Consider the following 16,946-nt stretch of genomic DNA (forward strand, 5'->3'; position numbering starts at 1 on the left):
ATGAGGGTTCCATGCCGGCGCTGATTGAAGACTATGCCCTGTTGGGCAATTGCCGTACCGCTGCTCTGGTTGACAAGTCGGGTTCGCTGGATTGGCTGTGCTTTCTCCGTTTCGATTCCCCGGCCTGTTTCTCGGCCCTGCTGGGTGACAGCGAAAACGGTCGCTGGCGTATCTGTCCCAGCGATACGTTGACCGGCACCGAGCGCCGCTACCGCGACAGCACCATGACCCTGGAGACGGTGTTCCATACCGAACACGGCAGCGCCATGCTCGTCGACTGGATGCCGGTGGGCGAACAGGACTGCGTGGTGCGCACAGTGGTCGGCCTGAGCGGGAAGGTCGCGTTCGACATGGAACTGGTCATGCGCTTCGACTACGGCAGCAGTGTGCCCTGGGTCGAGCAGGCGCACCCCAGGACGCTGACCGCAGTGGCCGGCCCCGACATGCTGGTGTTGCGCAGTGCATCCGACCTGCATGCGGTGGACCACCGTACCGGCAGCCGCTTCACGGTCGGTGCTGGCGAGCGGCTGTGCTACCGCCTGAGTTTTCAGCCCTCGCACCTGCCATTGCAGCCGCCTTTGGATGCCGACCGTTGCCTGGCCGAAACCGAACGCTACTGGCGTGAATTCGCCGAACGCTGTCCGCACGTAGGGGCCTGGACGCCGCTGGTAAAACGTTCGCTGTTGACCCTCAAGGCCATGACCTATGCCCCCACGGGCGGTATCGTTGCTGCGGTCACCACCTCGCTGCCCGAACAGCTGGGTGGCGAGCGCAACTGGGACTACCGTTACTGCTGGCTGCGCGACGCCACCATGACCCTGCTGGCCTTCATGAACCTGGGCTACTACGAAGAAGCCGCCGCCTGGCGCAAGTGGTTGATGCGTTCGGTTGCCGGCAACCCCGAGCAGATGCAGATCATGTACGGCCTGGCCGGCGAGCGCCGATTGCCCGAACAGACCTTGCCATGGCTCGCGGGTTACGAGGGTTCCGCGCCGGTGCGCATCGGCAACGGCGCCGCGACCCAGCGCCAGCTGGATGTCTATGGCGAAGTGGCCGATGCGATGAGCCAGGCGATCCGCGCCGGGCTGCCGCGACACCCGCGTGGCGCCGCGATCTTCCGCGTCATATTGCCGTACCTGGAGAGCATCTGGGAGCAGCCTGACGAGGGTATCTGGGAGATTCGCGGTGCACCGCAGCACTTCACCCACTCCAAGGTCATGGCCTGGGTGGCTTTCGACCGTGCGGCCAACCTGGCCGAGCCGACCGAGGAAGGCCAGGAGCAGGCCGCGCGTTACCGCGCCGTCGCCGACCGCATTCATGCCCAGGTCTGCAGCCAGGGCATCGACGCGCAGCACGGTCACTTCGTCCAGGCCTACGGCTCGACCCATACCGATGCCAGCCTGCTACAGATCGCCTTGACCGGTTTCCTGCCGCCGGACGATCCGCGGGTGGTGGCGACCGTGGCGCGCATCGAGACCACGCTGATGCGCGACGGTCTGCTGCTGCGTTACGACACGGCGCACGGAGTCGATGGCCTGGACCCCGGCGAAGGGACTTTTCTGGTGTGCTCTTTCTGGCTTGCCGATGTCTATGTGCTGCAAGGCCGCATGGCCGAAGCCGAGCGTCTGTTCGAGCGTCTGGCCGGTCTGTGCAACGACGTTGGCCTACTGGCCGAACAGTACGACCCAAAGGCCGGGCGCATGCTGGGAAACTTTCCCCAGGCGTTCAGCCAACTGGGCATCATCAACACCGCGCTGAACCTGTACCGCGCACAGAACCCGGCCCAGGCCCGCGCTGCCGCCGCCGTGGGCGCGTGCGTGGAATGATCGCGCGGCAGTTGCCAAACGAGGATTTGATTCGATGAGTGAACGCTGGACCACAGCGGTGCTCGATACCGCACAACCCGGTGGCTGGGCCGTTGCCCGCAGCAGTCAGGGCTTTCTCTGCAATGCGCGAGGGGTACTGTTCGAGCGCGATTGGCTCAAGCAGCAATCCGTGGAGGTCCTGACTGAACACGGCATCGGGCATTTTGACGGCCGGTCGGTTTACCTGCTTGAACTGCGCAGCCCTGATACCCCGGACGACTGCTACTGGCAGGGTCTGCGGCAGTTCATGCTCGAAGGCGATTTCCAGGTCTACCGCATGCTCGGCTACGCGGCACAGATCGGCACCTGGGCGCGTGAGCACCGGTTCTGCGGCAGTTGCGGCGGCCCGACATTGCAGGTGCCGGGTGAACGTGCGATGCATTGTGCGTGTTGCGAGTTGCGCAGTTATCCGCGCATCTCACCGAGCATGATCGTACTCGTCACGCGCGGCGATGAAGTATTGCTGGCGCGCTCCCCACGGTTCGTGCCGGGTGTCTACAGCACGTTGGCAGGCTTTGCCGAACCGGGCGAGTCGGCCGAAGACTGCCTGCGCCGTGAGGTGATGGAGGAGGTGCAGGTGAGCGTACGCAACATCCAGTACATCGGCAGCCAATGCTGGCCGTTTCCGCATTCGATGATGCTGGGTTTCCACGCCGAGTACGCTGCCGGCGAGATCGTGCCGCAACTCGACGAGATCGAGGACGCCCAGTGGTTCCGTATCGATGCGTTGCCGGCCCTTCCGGCCGGCCGCTCGATTGCCCGGCATCTCATCGACCTGTATGTAGCACGCCGCTCAGGCCTGCCCGAACCAGTGCTGCCAGGCTAGCCGCACGGTCAGGGCCAGCACGATGGTGATGAATACCGGGCGGATGAACTTGGCGCCGCCGCCAATCGCCGTGCGCGCGCCGAAGAACGCACCGACCGTCACCGCCATGCCCATGCTCAGACCTATCAGCCAATCGACTTGGCCGCTGACGATGAACACCGTGAGGGCGGCGATGTTGCTGACGAAGTTCATGCTGCGCGCCACGCCGCTGGCGCGCACCAGATCCAGGGGGTACAGCAGCAGTGTACTGACGGTCCAGAACGCCCCGGTGCCGGGGCCTGCCACGCCATCGTAGAAACCCAGCGCCAGGCCTTGGGGCAACTGCCATTTGCGCTTGATCGGCGCGTGGCTGTCCAGCGGGGCTTTGGGTGTACCGCCGAACAGCAGGTACAGACCGCAGGCGAAAACGATCACCGGCAGCATCTTGTTCAGCCATTCGGCGGGCATGTAGTGCGCCGCGCCCGCACCGAGAAATCCGCCTACCAGGGTGCCCAGCAGGGCATTCTTCCATTGACCGGGATGAAACAGCTTGCGGCGATAGAACGTGTAGCCCGCGGTAGCGGCGCCGAAGGTCGAGCTGAGCTTGTTGGTGCCCAGCACCAGGTGGGGTGGCAGCCCTGCGGTGAGCAGGGCAGGGGTCGTGAGCAGGCCGCCGCCGCCAGCTATGGCATCGATGAAACCGGCCACGAATGCCACCAGCACGAGAATGAGCAGGACGGTCGGTGTGACGCTGAGATTGGACAGAAGATCGAAAGACATGGGTCGGCTTCATGGCAGGGTGCGTGCGAAAGGCGCACGCGAAGACAACCATTCTAGCCGTTGCACGCCGCTGCGTGCATCCGTAGGAGCGGTCAGCGGCCACGGACCGCTCCCACACAGGCCCCTCATACCGTAGGAGCGGTCAGCGGCCGCGAAAGCAACGCCGCGGAGCCGCAGATGTACCGCGCCGCTCATTTCGCGGCCACGGACCGTTCCCACAGGGTGACGCGGTCAGCCGATCTGCTCTTTGGCCAGCTTCACCACATTTTCCACGGTAAAGCCGAACTTGGCCTGCAACTTGTCGATTGGCGCCGAGGCCCCGAAGCTGTTCATCACCACCTTCGCACCAGTAGCCCCCACGTACCGATCCCAACCCAGCGGCCCGGCCTGTTCGATGGCCACGCGCGCAGTCACGGCGGCCGGCAGTACTTGCTCGCGGTACTGCGCATCCTGCTCCTCGAACAGCTCCCAGCACGGCAGGCTGACCACACGCGCCGCGATACCTTGCTCATGCAACTGCTCATAGGCCTGTACCGCAAGCCCCACTTCACTGCCAGTGGCGATCAGAATCACCTGCGGATCTTCGCTGTCGGCCAACACATAACCGCCACGGGCAACACCTTCGGCACTGCCGAAGCGCTCGCGATCCAGGGTCGCCATGGGCTGACGCGACAGCACGATGCACGACGGTCTATCCGTCTGTGCCAAGGCAATCTTCCACGCCTGGGTGGTTTCGTTGGCGTCGCCTGGGCGCAACGTCAGCAGCCCCGGCGTAGCGCGTAGCTGGGTCAGGTGTTCGATGGGCTGATGGGTAGGGCCGTCCTCACCGACACCGATGGAGTCGTGAGTGAAGACGAACACCACCGGCAGCTCCATGATTGCCGCCAAACGAATCGGCGGTTTCATGTAGTCGCTGAATACCAGAAAAGTCGAGGTGTAAGGACGGATGTAGCACAGCGCCAGGCCATTGGCGATCGCGCCCATGGCGTGCTCGCGGATGCCGAAGTGCAGGTTGCGGCCGCCAGGCTGGGTTGCGGAAAAACTGCCGGCGCCGTCGAACGTCAGGTTGGTCTTGGTCGAGGGCGACAGGTCGGCCGAACCGCCCAGCAGCCAGGGAATCTTCTTCGCGAACGCATTCAGCACCTTGCCGCCTGCGGCACGTGTCGCCACACCCTTGGCGTCGGTGTCGAAGGCTTCCAGCTCGGCCTGCCAACCCTCGGGCATCTCCCCGGCACGCATGCGCCTCAGTTCCTCGGCCAGCTCGGGTTCGCGCTCGGCGAGTGTCTGCAACTGCTGCTGCCACTGCGCATGGCGTTCACCATGGCTGCTCAGCAAGGTGTCACGCAGGTGATGGGCCACGCTGTCAGGCACCGAGAAGCTGCTGTTTTCATCCCAGCCGTAGGCTTTCTTGGCCAGCTTGATCTCATCGTCACCCAGCGCTTCACCATGGGCAGCGGCGGTATTCTGCTTGTTTGGCGCCCCGTAGCCGATCACGCTGTCGACCATGATCAAGGTCGGCGCATCGCGGTTCTGGGTAAACTGCTCGAAGGCCTTGGCCAGTGCTTCGGTATCGTTGGCGTCGGTTACGTGCAAGGTGTTCCAGCCGTAACCCTTGAAGCGGGTCAGCACGTCTTCGCTGAACGCAAGCTCCGTGTGACCCTCGATGCTGATCGTGTTGTTGTCATAGATCCAGCACAGGTTGGCCAGCTTCAAGTGGCCGGCCATTGACGCGGCCTCGCTGCTGACGCCTTCCATCATGTCGCCGTCGCCGCAGATCGCGTAGACGTTGTAGTCGAACAGCTTCAGGTCGTCGCGGTTGAAGCGCGACGCAAGCCAGTGCTGAGCCATGGCCATGCCCACACTGTTGGCGCAACCTTGGCCAAGCGGCCCGGTGGTGGTCTCGACACCGGTGGTGAAACGGTATTCGGGATGCCCCGGGGTCTTCGAGTCCATCTGGCGAAACTGCTTGATGTCGTCGAGGCTGACCGCAGGCTGGCCGGTCTTGGTCCCGTGCTCGTCGATTTCTTCGACGCCGGCCAGGTGCAACAGACCATAGAGCAGCATGGAAGCATGGCCGGCGGAGAGTACGAAACGGTCGCGATTGGGCCAGTCGGGATGCTCGGGGTGGTAGCGCAGGAAACGGCTCCACAGGGTATAGCCCACCGGCGCCAGGGCCATGGGCGTACCGGGATGACCGGAGTTGGCCTTCTGCACGGCATCCATGGCCAGCGTGCGCAAGGTATTGATGCACAGCTGGTCGGTGGCGGTTGAAGAGGCTGGATTGGAAACTTGATTTGGCATGTTGATTCGATCCCACATTGAGTTCGCGAGGAAATCGCGGTGAAGATGTCGTCAGGGTTGACCCTCATGCGGGCGGGTAAGTTGCGTTGCAAGCGCGTGCGCTGCGCTTCGGCCAATTGTTACCCGCCGTGCAAAGCAGCTTTATCGAAATCCGGTTTGCCCGGTGCCCGTGTCCGGGCCTAAGCTTGCGCGTTCGATGCCGTATGCCCTTATCAGTGGAATCCATGATGCCCAGCCAGTTTCCTTCCGCCAGGCCGCGCCGCCTGCGCCGCAACGCCTCTTTCCGCGATCTGTTCCAGGAAGCCGAATTCAATCTTGGCGACCTGGTGCTGCCGATTTTCGTCGAAGAAGAGATCGACGATTTCGTGCCCATCAACAGCATGCCGGGAGTCATGCGCATTCCCGAGTCCAGGCTTGCGGGCGAGATCGAGCGCTACGCGCGTGCCGGCATCAAATCGGTGATGACGTTCGGTGTATCCCACCACCTCGACGCCGATGGCAGCGACACCTGGAACGAAAACGGCCTGGTGGCGCGCATTGCCCGTATCTGCAAGGACACGGTGCCAGAGATGGTGGTCATGGCCGACACCTGTTTCTGCGAGTACACCTCACACGGTCACTGCGGGGTTCTCCACGGTGAGCATGTCGACAACGACGCGACCTTGATTAACCTTGGCAAGCAGGCCGTGGTTGCGGCGCGCGCCGGGGCCGATTTCATTTCGCCGTCGGCGGCCATGGACGGTCAGGTACAGGCAATCCGCAGCGCACTGGACGAGGCCGGTTTCTTCGACACGTCGATCATGGCGTATTCGACCAAATTCGCCTCCTCGTTCTACGGGCCGTTCCGCGAAGCCGGCGGCACGGCACTCAAGGGGGACCGCAAGACCTACCAGATGAACCCCATGAACCGTCGCGAAGCCGTGCGTGAATCGCTGCTCGACGAGCAGGAAGGCGCCGACGCCTTGATGGTCAAGCCTGCAGGGGCGTACCTGGACATCATTCGCGATATTCGCGAGGCATCGCGCCTGCCCCTGGCGGCCTATCAGGTCAGTGGCGAATACGCGATGATCAAGTTCGCAGGCCAGGCGGGCGCAGTCGACGAGCAGCGTATCGTCCGCGAGAGCCTGGGCGCGATCAAGCGCGCCGGTGCCGATCTGATCTTCACCTACTTCGCCATGGACATCGCGCGCGAAGGCATCTGAGCCGTTGGTTCACTGACCCTGGCGCATCGGCATGCGGTCGATGGTACTGAACAACGTCTGCGGATCGACCGGCCCTGGCTGGTCGACCTTGATGCCACCGTCCTTGCCCACCAGCACCACCCGGCCGGCGGCGTCGGCCGTGTGGCCCACCGCGCGCAGCAGCGCCGCGCTGGCCTCTGCGCCTATTGGCTGGCCATTGCGGCTGGCCTGGCCGGCGACGATTTCGTAGAGCACCATCTCGCGTTCAACGAATGCTTCGCGGTTGTCCGGTCTGGCCAGCGCTGCACGCAGGTCGAGCAGCGTGGCATCACGGGCATCAGGGGCGATGACGATCAGTGGACGGTTGTGCCAGCGCTCGGCAGTCAGCGGGTTGCCGTCGCTGGCGTGGGCCAGCGATGCACCCAGCGCCATGGCTGCGATCAGTACTTTCATGTTCAACCTCCGTTCGACGAGCAGGGTTTGGCTCGGCCTTGGCATTTTCGACAATGATATTCCCGGTAGAACTTGGGCATGCGCGATGGGTTCCAAGCCGTATCGCTCCTGCGCAATGGGTAATGCAATGCCACTTAGAATCCAGCATCACGACATCGAACAAACCAACCTGCGCACCGTCAGTGAGATCTGGCTGGCGGGCCCGGCGTGCACGTTCAGTGCTGAAAGCGAGCTCGACACCCTGTGTTTCTGGCGTGGAAGGCCGGCGGTCAGCCACGACATGCTCAGCGAAGGCACCCACGAGCAAAATCTGCAGCGGCTCTGGCTGGTCATTCCTGACATTGCTGATAATTCCGCCGTTGCGGCCGTAGAAGCGAGGCTGCGGACTGCGCTGGATAAGCAGAACATGGAAGGCGAGTTCTATCCTGCGCAGCAGAAAAATACCACCGAGCTTTAGTCAACTTTATTTGCGTTTCCAAACAATGCAGAAAGCCCGGTCAGTCATTGACGGTTCGGGCATATTGCATGAGCCTGCGTCTAGGTTTACATCGTAACTCGATGATTTAAAACGTTATTGTTTTTAGGTGGCGTGGCACGCGTGGTGCAATGTGTTCCCTGCAAGCATTACGTGAGCGATCACACACGTTGAACCTGCTAGGAGCACGACAATAATGATGACCCCTGCTGACCACCTTCCTCCTGCCGCGCTGTCCGCTGCCACGGACAGTTCCAATCACTCTGGTGTTTCCTGGGCCGCGATCTTCGCCGGCGCGGCGGGCGCTGCCGCCTTGTCGATGATCCTGGTGGTGCTGGGCTTCGGCCTTGGATTCTCGGCCATATCACCTTGGGCCGACAAAGGGGTCAGCGCCACGACCCTGGGCGTCTCCACGGTAATCTGGCTGACATTCACGCAAATCGTCGCTTCTGGCATGGGCGGCTATCTGGCCGGTCGGCTGCGGGTGAAATGGGCCAACATGCACGGCGACGAAGTCTACTTTCGCGACACCGCGCACGGGTTCCTGGCCTGGGCAGTGGCCTCGCTGGTCACCGCGATGCTGGTGCTGGGTTCGGTCGGCAGCGCGATCGGCAGCGGCGTGCAGGCCGGCGCCAGCGTCGCCTCCGGTGCCGCCGTGGCAGCCGGCAGTTCCGCGAATGACAATGCCGGCGACCCCTACGGCTATTTCGTCGACATGCTGTTCCGCGACAACCGCCCGGTAGCGGTCAGCGACGACGCGGCCCATGCCGTGGTCACCCGCATCTTCGCCCGTACCGTGAGCAACGATGGTCAGCTCGCCAGCGAAGACCGTGCCTACCTTGCACAACTGGTCAGCCAGCGTACCAACTTGACCCAGGCTCAGGCCGAGCAGCGCGTCGATCAAGTCTACGGTCAGGCATTGAAGTCGGTCGAAGACGCTGAAATGGCCGCCCGCCAGGCAGCCGATACCGCCAAGAAAGTCGCTGCCGCCACTGCGCTGTGGACGTTCGTCGCCTTGCTCTGCGGCGCGTTCTTCGCCAGCTTCGCGGCGACCTTCGGTGGCCGCAGTCGTGATGCCGTGGTCTGGCATGAACGCGATCGCACCCGCACCCACGCACCCACTTCGATTCGCTGATCAAGGAGTACTACCATGCGCTCGATTCTCTTGTTTTTCCTCGGTGTGCCTATCCCGATCATCATTCTGATCGCGCTGTTCATGCACTGATTCATCCAGCAGTCGCCTGACCAAAAACGCCCCCGGCGCAATTCGATTGCCCGGGGGCGTGTCGTTTGGGCGCCGAGGCATGCGATGTCGCTATCGAAGAAATTGTTGTCCTGATGTTTCATTTGTCATCGCTGCCGCCCTGAATCCGCTGGGCTTGGCCATACTGGGGTCTGCCATCTTTGTGGGAAGTGTCTTCCTGAATCGCGGGAAAACCGTAAGGAGCTGCTCCATGCCGACGCGCCGCCAGTTTGTCCAGTACTCCGCCCTGTTGGGCGCTGCCGCGAGCTGGGGCTCGCTCATGTCACCCCTGGCATTTGCCGCACAACCGCTGCTGCAGCGCAAGATTCCTGCGTCGGGCGAACTGCTTCCCGCCATCGGCCTGGGCACCTCGCAAACCTTCAACGTCGACCCCGCCTCAGCCGACATGGCGCCATTGCGCGAAGTCCTGAGGGCCTTTGTCGAGGGTGGCGCTCGCGTCATCGACACAGCACCCAGCTATGGTCGTGCCGAGCAGGTGACTGGCGATCTGGTAAACCAGGCCGGCGTGCGCGACAGGGTGTTTCTTGCGACCAAGGTGTAGTCGACCGGCCGCGAGGCCGGCATGCGCCAGATCGAAGCCAGCTTCAGCGCCCTGCAGACCGACAAGATCGACCTCATTCAGGTCCACAACCTGCAGGACACCCGTACCCAGCTGGCATTGCTGCGAGAACTCAAGGCCCAGGGTCGCATCCGCTACATAGGCGTCACGCATTACGTGGAATCGGCTCACGACGACCTGCTGGCCGTGCTGAAGAAAGAACCGGTCGACTTCGTTCAGGTCAACTACTCGCTGGGGGCGCGCAACGCCGAGCGTACGTTGTTGCCGTACTGCGCCGAGCACGGTATCGCCACCTTGATCAACCGTACGTTCGAAGCCGGCCGGCTGTTCGCCAAGGTCAAGGGCCGCGCCCTGCCCGAGTGGGCTGCGGCCGAGCTGGACGCCAGCTCATGGGCCCAATTGATGCTCAAGTTCGTGCTGGCCAACCCTGCGGTCACCACGGTCATCCCAGCGACCTCGCAGCCGCGCTATGTCCTCGATAACCTGTTGGCCGGCCAGGGCCGTTTGCCCGATGCCAGGCAATTGCAACGCATTGCAGCCGAATTCGCCTGAGGTGCGCCGCCCATGACCGGCGTCGGTGCGCGTCTGCGCCAGGCGATCAATGCCCGACCCGCTGAAGGGCAGGCAGCGCTGGCCGCGTTCGCGCTGTTCTTTTGCCTGTTCTGCGGGTATTTCATGCTCCGGCCGATCCGCGAATCTATGGGCATCCAGGGCGGTGTGGATAACCTGCAATGGCTGTTCACGGCCACCTTCGTGGTCATGCTGGTGGCCGTGCCGCTGTTCGGCTGGCTCAATTCGAGGGTAGCCAGGCTTCACTACATCGACTGGGTATATGGGTTCTTCGCCGCCAATCTTTTGCTGTTTGCTGCCGCCTTCGCCGCTGCCGAGCAGGGCATCTGGCTGGCGCGGGTGTTCTACGTATGGATTTCGGTCTACAACCTGTTCGTCATCTCGGTGGCGTGGAGCCTGATGGCCGATGTGTTCGATGGCGCCCAGGCCAAGCGACTGTTCGCGTTCATTGCTGCCGGGGCCAGTGTCGGCGGCTTGGCAGGCCCGGCCATGAGCGCCCTGATGGTTGGCACCATCGGTGCGAGCGGGCTGTCGATACTGGCCGCGGCACTGCTTGGCGTCGCCATCGTGCTCAAGCACCGACTGATGAGCTGGCGTGCCGAGCACGGGGCAGGGCGGCCGGGTGCCGCCCACGCCGAGAGTCCACGCAAACCGGTGGCCGGCAACCCGTTCAGTGGGCTGACGCGTGTACTGCAATCGGGCTACCTGCTGGGCATCTGCGCTTTCGTTGTGCTGTTGGCCACGGTCAGCACTTTTCTCTATTTCGAGCAGGCACGTCTGGTCGCCGAACGGTTTCCCAGTCGTGAAGAACAGGTGCGGGTTTTCGGAATCATCGATTTCGTGGTCCAGGCCGGTGCGCTTACGGCGCAGCTGTTCATCACCGGGCGGCTGGCCCAGCGGCTGGGCGTGAAGACCTTGCTGGCGCTGGTGCCGGCCCTGGTCTGCCTGGGCTTCGTTGGATTGGCCTTGGCGCCAGGGTTCGCCATGCTCGCGGGGCTGATGATCGCGCGCCGCATCGGCGAATACGCATTCGTGCGCCCTGGTCGCGAAATGCTCTTCGCGCCATTGGACGCGGAAACCAAATACAAGGCGAAAAACTTCATCGACACGGTGGTCTACCGTGGCGGCGATGCGGTCAGCGGCTGGGTGAAAAGCCTGCTTGACCTGCTGGGGCAAGGCGTTGGGCTGATCGCACTGGTAGGCGCCGCGTGCGCTGCGCTGTGGGGGGTGGTGGGCTGGTACCTGGGTGGCAAAGCGGACGCTGCTTCTGCCGAACCTGCCGACCCTCGCAAATAAACCGCCTCGATCATCCACCGTTGGCTACAGTAAAACTGAGTTCGGCCGAAAACTTCTGATTACACCTATACGTTCGGACATGATGTCTACGACCAGACGCTTCACCTGCACCGGCCTGTTCGCGCTGATCAAACGGTTGTGCAGCGTACCTCAAGGCAATTCGCGCCTGCTGGCGGCCCAGTACCAGGCCCTGGCCAGGCAGATTCCCCTGATGTACTTCATTCTGCTGATCAACAGCTGGGCGCTGGCCTTCACTCATATGGCCAGCTCGCCCGTGTGGATGACCGTGCACATACCGTTGGTATTGACCATCATCAGCCTGGTGCGCGCGTTGGCCTGGCGCCGCGGTTGGCAGCAGCAACCCGACGACGTCGAAGTCGCCCAGGCGCTGGCGCGGACCAACCGCATCTGTTGTGTCGTGGCCATCGGGTTCACGGTTTGGGCGCTGGCGCTGTTTCCCTATGGCGACAGCTATGCCAAGGCCCATGTGGCCTTCTACATGGCTATCACGGTGATCGGCTGCATTTTCTGCCTCATGCACCTGCGCTCCGCTGCCCTGATGACCGCAGCCGTGGTCAACGTCGCGTTCATTGCCTTTTTCGCTTCCACCGATAACCCGACATTCATCGCCACCAGCGTCAACGTGATGCTGGTCACGGGCATCATGCTGGTGGTGCTGCAGAACAACTACCGCAACTTCACCGGGCTGGTGAACGCCCAGGCGCACAGCGAGGCGCTGAGCGACGAGAACTTCCTGCTGGCGAACAAGGACAGCCTGACCGGGCTGCCCAATCGTCGATGGTTCTTCAACTGTCTGGACACTTGTCTGACCCAGGCAGGAGAGCAGGGGCAACGGCTGGGCGTAGGCATTCTCGATCTCGACGGCTTCAAACCGGTCAACGACCTCTACGGGCACAGCGTCGGCGACCGCCTGTTGGCCGAAGTCGGTGCGCGCCTGGCTGCCTTGCTGCCGGACGGCGTTCACGTCGCGCGTCTGGGCGGCGACGAGTTCGCATTGATCCTGCCCGATTGCGGCGAGAACCTGCAGATTTCAGCATTTGCCGAGCGCATTTGCGTTGAACTGGGCAAGCCCTACCTGTTGGTCGATGTGCCGATCCAGGTCGGTGCTTCCATGGGCGTGGCCACGTTCCCGGACCTTGCCGCGAATGCGCATGAGCTGTTCGAGTACGCCGATTACGCGCTGTATCACAGCAAGCGCCATGTCGTCGGCCACATGTCGCTGTTCTCGGTGCTGCACAGAAAGCAGTTGCAGAGCGCAATCCTGACCGAGCAGGCGCTGCGTCGCGCCGATCTGGATCGCGAGTTCAGCGTCGCCTTCCAGCCCATCGTCGAGTTGCAGACCGGCGCCACCGTAGCCTTCGAAGCCCTGGCGCGCTGGCAGAGCGCCGAGCTGGGGCCGGTGCCGCCCGGGCAGTTCATTCCGGTCGCCGAACGCAGCGGCATGATCAACCGTCTGACCCTGCCATTGCTGGCCAAGGCGCTGCAGGGCGCGTCCGCCTGGCCGGCGCCGATTCGGCTGTCCTTCAACCTGTCGGCCCACGACTGCGGCTCTCCGGTGGCCGTGCAGGCCATCGTCAAGCTGCTGGCCAGCGGCCTGTTCGACCCCGCCCGGGTCGATCTGGAAATCACCGAAACGGCGACCCTGCAGGATCTGGATCTGGTTCAGGACGCGATCGCGACCCTGCGAGCGCTGGGCTGTGGTATCTCGCTGGACGATTTCGGCACCGGCTATTCCAGCCTCAGCCATTTGCATGCACTGGCCCTGACCAAGCTCAAGGTGGACCGCAGCTTTGTCGCGCGCCTGCACGAGAAACCGGCCAGTTACAAGATCGTCAAATCGCTGCTTGCCCTGACCCAGGATATGGATCTGGATTGCATCTTCGAAGGTGTCGAAACCCGTGAGGAAGCCCATGCGCTGGCCGCGCTGGGTTGCCGGTTCGTCCAGGGCTATTACTTCGCCCGGCCCATGTCTGCACAGGATACCGAGAGCTGGCTGGCGCAGCCCATCCCGCGGTAAGGCCGCCGCTGCCGCCCAGGCGCAGGCGGTGCAGTCGCGCCCAGCACGCAGGCATCGGCGGACCGTTGCTCGAGTAACCCTTTGCTTTCCTTGCACAATCTTGGACAATCACGCCCCTTTTCAAGGCCGGGGCGCTGCCAGCTGCACGTTTTTCCCGCTCCCGGCCATCAGTTGAACACAGGCAAGCGGAGATTCGACCGGATGAACGAGCAGGCCAACAGCCTCGACCCACGATACGCCCAGGCGCCCGCCACCCTGACTCCCTGGAGCCGCCACGACACCACCTGGATGCTGGGCCTGTTCGGCACCGCGATCGGCGCCGGTACCTTGTTTCTGCCGATCAACGCTGGCCTCGGCGGCTTCTGGCCGCTGGTCATCCTTGCCGTGCTGGCTTTCCCGATGACCTACTACGCGCATCAGGGCCTGACCCGCTTCGTGCTTTCCGGCCGCGCCGGTACCGATATCACCGATGTCGTCGAGGAGCACTTCGGCCTCACGGCAGGGGCGTTGATAACCCTGCTCTATTTCTTCGCCATTTTTCCGATTTTGTTGATCTACAGCGTGGGCCTGACCAACACTGTCGGCAGTTTCATGGAGCATCAGTTGCACATGCAGACGCCGCCGCGGGCGGTGCTGGCGCTGGTGCTGATTCTCGGTCTGTTGATCGTGGTGCGCTGCGGTGAACGGTTCATCGTCAAGGCGATGAGCCTGATGGTCTATCCGTTCATCGTCGCGCTGGTGTTGCTGGCGCTGTACCTGATTCCGCATTGGAATGGTGGCATCCTGGCGACCGCCGGGGACTTGCCCGCACCCGGTGCACTGATCCATACCCTGTGGCTGGCGATCCCGGTGATGGTATTTTCCTTCAACCATTCGCCGATCATCTCGGCCTTCGCCGTGGACCAGAAACGCCGCTACGGCGAGCACGCCGACCAGCGCAGCAGCCAGATCCTGGCGCGTGCCCATGGGCTGATGGTGGTGCTGGTGCTGTTCTTCGTGTTCAGTTGCGTGCTGACCCTGTCCCCCGAGCAACTGGCCGAGGCCAAGGCGCAGAACCTGTCGATACTGTCCTACCTGGCCAATCACTTCAGCAATCCGGTGATCGCGTTCGCTGCGCCGCTGATCGCTATCGTGGCCATCGCCAAGTCGTTCCTGGGGCACTACATCGGCGCGAGCGAAGGTATCAAGGGCCTGGTCATGAAGTCCGGCCGTCGGCCCAATGCCAAGACCCTGGATCGTTTTACCGCACTGTTCATGTTGCTGGTCTGCTGGCTTGTGGCCACGCTCAATCCGAACATCGTGCGGATGATCGAGAGCTTCGGCGGGCCGGTGATTGCGGCGTTGCTGTTCCTCATGCCGATGTACGCGATCCGCCGTGTGCCAGCCATGCGCAAGTATGGCGGGCACCTCTCCAACGTATTCGTGACGCTGGTTGGCCTGGTGGCCATTTCGGCCCTGGTCTATTCGCTGAGCGCGTGACCAAGCCTGTTACACTGACCCTCGATGCTCGACCTGCGGCTGCCGATTTACGGCATGCCTAGGGCGGGCGCGCACCGAGGTGGTCGCGATGGACGAAGTACAGCAACTGGCTGACATGCTCAAGGAACACGCCGCAGCCCAGCAACGCCTGCAACAGGCGTTCAAGGACCAATGCCAGCACTGGCAAGACAGCATCCAGGCGCTGTTCGGCCAGATCGAGACCTGGCTGGCGGCCCTTACCGACCGGCAACTGCTGGCGATCGAACGTTCGCCCTGGGTCGCCACCAGCAGCACCTACCCCAGCGAGCACTCGCCTTTCATCAGTGAATCGCTGGCAATCATTCTTGCTCAGCGTCGAGTCGAGCTGGTCCCGCAGGTGATGGGGCAGGGTGGGGCGATGGTAATAGCCGTTGCGGGCCTGACCTCGGATCGCCACGGCAGCATTTCCATCGTCAAGGACTCGGCTGATGGCGCCTGGTACTGGCGCAAGGAACGTGGCACCAAGGAAGCGGAATCCAATGTGCTGGACGCCGGTTTCTTCGCCCAGCAGCTTCAGGGACTGATTCCCAAGCCACGCGACTGAGCGGCCCTGCGCTTTCGACAGCACGCGTTGTAGGGCTTTCGGGATGCTGAAACGCTTCTTTGAAATTTTTGTACAACTATTTTATTTCCATGAATTTCAGCGGGTTGCGCTGAATCTTCGGCAAACTGCAAACTCCCGTTGCACCCGCTCGAGCGCAGGTATATATCTCTAGAACCGCGAACTGTTCTGTAGTCCCGAGGCCTAGTCCGCCGCGGGTAGGACGCCGATCACAGGCTCTACAGGAGATAGACCATGCTTCCCCCCGGACTCAGCGCGCTGGAGCTGCGCAGTATCGTCGAGCAGGCGTTTCTGCCGCAGAAATGCGTGTGCACATTGACCAGCGATCAATCGCTGTGCGTCAAGCTGATGAATCCGCAGACCGACCAAGTCGAGCTTTTCAAGGCGGACATTCCCTTCGATCGAGTCACCAGCGCTCGCGAACGCGCCAGGCTGGTCCTGGAACTGCGAGAGCAGCCACGCCCGGCAACGGGAGAGGTCCACGCCAGAGCCGGTTGAGCGCTGTTTTTGGATCAACCGGATCGTAGCCTGGCCGGAACACTTATTTTCAATCTACGCATAGGCCGTGCGTCACTTTTCATGGTTAACTTTGCCCTTTCTCAATCCCGAAAAAGGACAAGGCTCATGACTCAAGTGACGCACAAAGGCAACGCGATCAACGTCAATGGCAACCTTCCCCAGGTCGGCTCCAAGGCGCCGGACTTTACCCTGGTCGGCGGTGGTCTGGCCGACATCACTTTGCAAAGCCTGGCCGGCAAGCGCAAGGTGCTGAACATTTTCCCAAGCATCGATACCCCGACCTGCGCCACGTCCGTTCGCAAGTTCAACGCCCAGGCCAACGATTTGACCAATACCGCCATCCTCTGCATCTCTGCCGACCTGCCGTTCGCCCAGGCACGTTTCTGTGGCGCCGAAGGCCTGGAAAACGTCCAGAACCTGTCGACTTTCCGCGCCCATGAATTCCATCACGCCTATGGCGTCGACATTGCCGACGGTGCCCTCAAGGGTCTGACCGCACGCGCGGTCGTCGTCCTCGACGAGAACGACAATGTGCTGCACAGCGAACTGGTTCCGGAAATCGGCCAGGAACCGAATTACGCCGACGCCCTCGCTGTTCTGAAGTGATCCGTCGCGGTACCTGACAGCCCGCAGTGACCCCGGACGCGGCTCGCGCCGCTGCTACAGGGGTTGCGATATGCCTGTAGCAGCGGCGCAAGCCACGTTCGGCGCCGCATTGGCCGGCACGCAGGTTGCGATGTACCTGTAGCAGCGGCGCAAG

Annotated in this window: 14 protein-coding genes and 1 pseudogene; 12 read left to right on the top strand and 3 right to left on the bottom strand. The window is 62.7% G+C overall.

Annotated elements, in window-relative coordinates; genetic code table 11:
* Positions 1-11 precede the first annotated feature (11 nt).
* On the top strand, positions 12-1,826 hold the full coding sequence (locus IFT98_RS13680; RefSeq protein ID WP_192049263.1) for a glycoside hydrolase family 15 protein: 1,815 nt from the start codon (positions 12-14) through the stop codon (positions 1,824-1,826).
* A gap of 34 nt (positions 1,827-1,860) precedes the next feature.
* Entirely contained in the window at positions 1,861-2,691 is an 831-nt protein-coding gene (gene nudC / locus IFT98_RS13685) for an NAD(+) diphosphatase (RefSeq protein WP_192049265.1), read from the top strand.
* On the opposite strand, the gene IFT98_RS13690 is transcribed toward nudC, so the two are convergent.
* Positions 2,659-3,450, bottom strand: a complete 792-nt coding sequence (locus IFT98_RS13690; protein WP_192049267.1) for a TSUP family transporter — start codon at positions 3,448-3,450, stop codon at positions 2,659-2,661. The genes nudC and IFT98_RS13690 overlap by 33 nt on opposite strands.
* Before the next feature lie 231 nt (positions 3,451-3,681).
* Complete coding sequence (gene tkt, locus IFT98_RS13695) at positions 3,682-5,751, bottom strand: transketolase (RefSeq protein WP_192049269.1); 2,070 nt, start codon at positions 5,749-5,751, stop codon at positions 3,682-3,684.
* 227 nt (positions 5,752-5,978) lie between these two features.
* Here tkt and hemB point away from each other — a divergent pair, with 227 nt between their 5' ends.
* On the top strand, positions 5,979-6,953 hold the full coding sequence (gene hemB / locus IFT98_RS13700) for a porphobilinogen synthase (RefSeq protein ID WP_192049271.1): 975 nt from the start codon (positions 5,979-5,981) through the stop codon (positions 6,951-6,953).
* 9 nt (positions 6,954-6,962) lie between these two features.
* On the opposite strand, the gene IFT98_RS13705 is transcribed toward hemB, so the two are convergent.
* On the bottom strand, positions 6,963-7,385 hold the full coding sequence (locus IFT98_RS13705) for a DUF4174 domain-containing protein (protein WP_192049273.1): 423 nt from the start codon (positions 7,383-7,385) through the stop codon (positions 6,963-6,965).
* Here IFT98_RS13705 and IFT98_RS13710 point away from each other — a divergent pair.
* The 9 genes and pseudogenes from IFT98_RS13710 (at position 7,384) to tpx (ending at position 16,792) form a co-directional block, all read left to right on the top strand.
* The gene (locus tag IFT98_RS13710) at positions 7,384-7,842 is read left to right on the top strand and encodes a hypothetical protein (RefSeq protein ID WP_244650955.1); all 459 of its coding nucleotides are present in this window, start codon (positions 7,384-7,386) and stop codon (positions 7,840-7,842) included. The genes IFT98_RS13705 and IFT98_RS13710 overlap by 2 nt on opposite strands.
* 214 nt (positions 7,843-8,056) lie before the next feature.
* Positions 8,057-8,995 (top strand): hypothetical protein, encoded by a 939-nt coding sequence (locus tag IFT98_RS13715; protein WP_192049275.1) that lies wholly within the window; start codon positions 8,057-8,059, stop codon positions 8,993-8,995.
* A 319-nt stretch (positions 8,996-9,314) separates the two neighbouring features.
* Positions 9,315-10,235, top strand: a pseudogene (locus IFT98_RS13720) (aldo/keto reductase).
* A 12-nt stretch (positions 10,236-10,247) separates the two neighbouring features.
* Positions 10,248-11,549: an NTP/NDP exchange transporter gene (locus tag IFT98_RS13725; RefSeq protein WP_192049277.1), complete on the top strand. Its 1,302-nt coding sequence runs from the start codon at positions 10,248-10,250 to the stop codon at positions 11,547-11,549.
* Positions 11,550-11,631: 82 nt separating this feature from the next.
* Positions 11,632-13,587: a putative bifunctional diguanylate cyclase/phosphodiesterase gene (locus IFT98_RS13730; protein ID WP_192049278.1), complete on the top strand. Its 1,956-nt coding sequence runs from the start codon at positions 11,632-11,634 to the stop codon at positions 13,585-13,587.
* A 201-nt stretch (positions 13,588-13,788) separates the two neighbouring features.
* Positions 13,789-15,066: a serine/threonine transporter gene (locus IFT98_RS13735; protein ID WP_192049281.1), complete on the top strand. Its 1,278-nt coding sequence runs from the start codon at positions 13,789-13,791 to the stop codon at positions 15,064-15,066.
* An 88-nt stretch (positions 15,067-15,154) separates the two neighbouring features.
* A complete protein-coding gene (locus tag IFT98_RS13740; protein WP_122715485.1) occupies positions 15,155-15,649 on the top strand; it encodes a hypothetical protein in 495 nt (164 codons plus the stop codon).
* A gap of 252 nt (positions 15,650-15,901) precedes the next feature.
* Positions 15,902-16,165, top strand: a complete 264-nt coding sequence (locus IFT98_RS13745) for a DUF1652 domain-containing protein (protein ID WP_122715484.1) — start codon at positions 15,902-15,904, stop codon at positions 16,163-16,165.
* A gap of 126 nt (positions 16,166-16,291) precedes the next feature.
* Positions 16,292-16,792 carry a thiol peroxidase gene (gene tpx / locus IFT98_RS13750; protein ID WP_192049283.1) on the top strand — a complete coding sequence of 167 codons (501 nt, stop codon included), beginning with the start codon at positions 16,292-16,294 and terminating at the stop codon, positions 16,790-16,792.
* Positions 16,793-16,946: the final 154 nt, after the last annotated feature.

It is taken from the genome of Pseudomonas sp. CFBP 8770 (assembly GCF_014841705.1).
In the GTDB taxonomy this organism is placed as follows: Bacteria; Pseudomonadota; Gammaproteobacteria; order Pseudomonadales; family Pseudomonadaceae; genus Aquipseudomonas.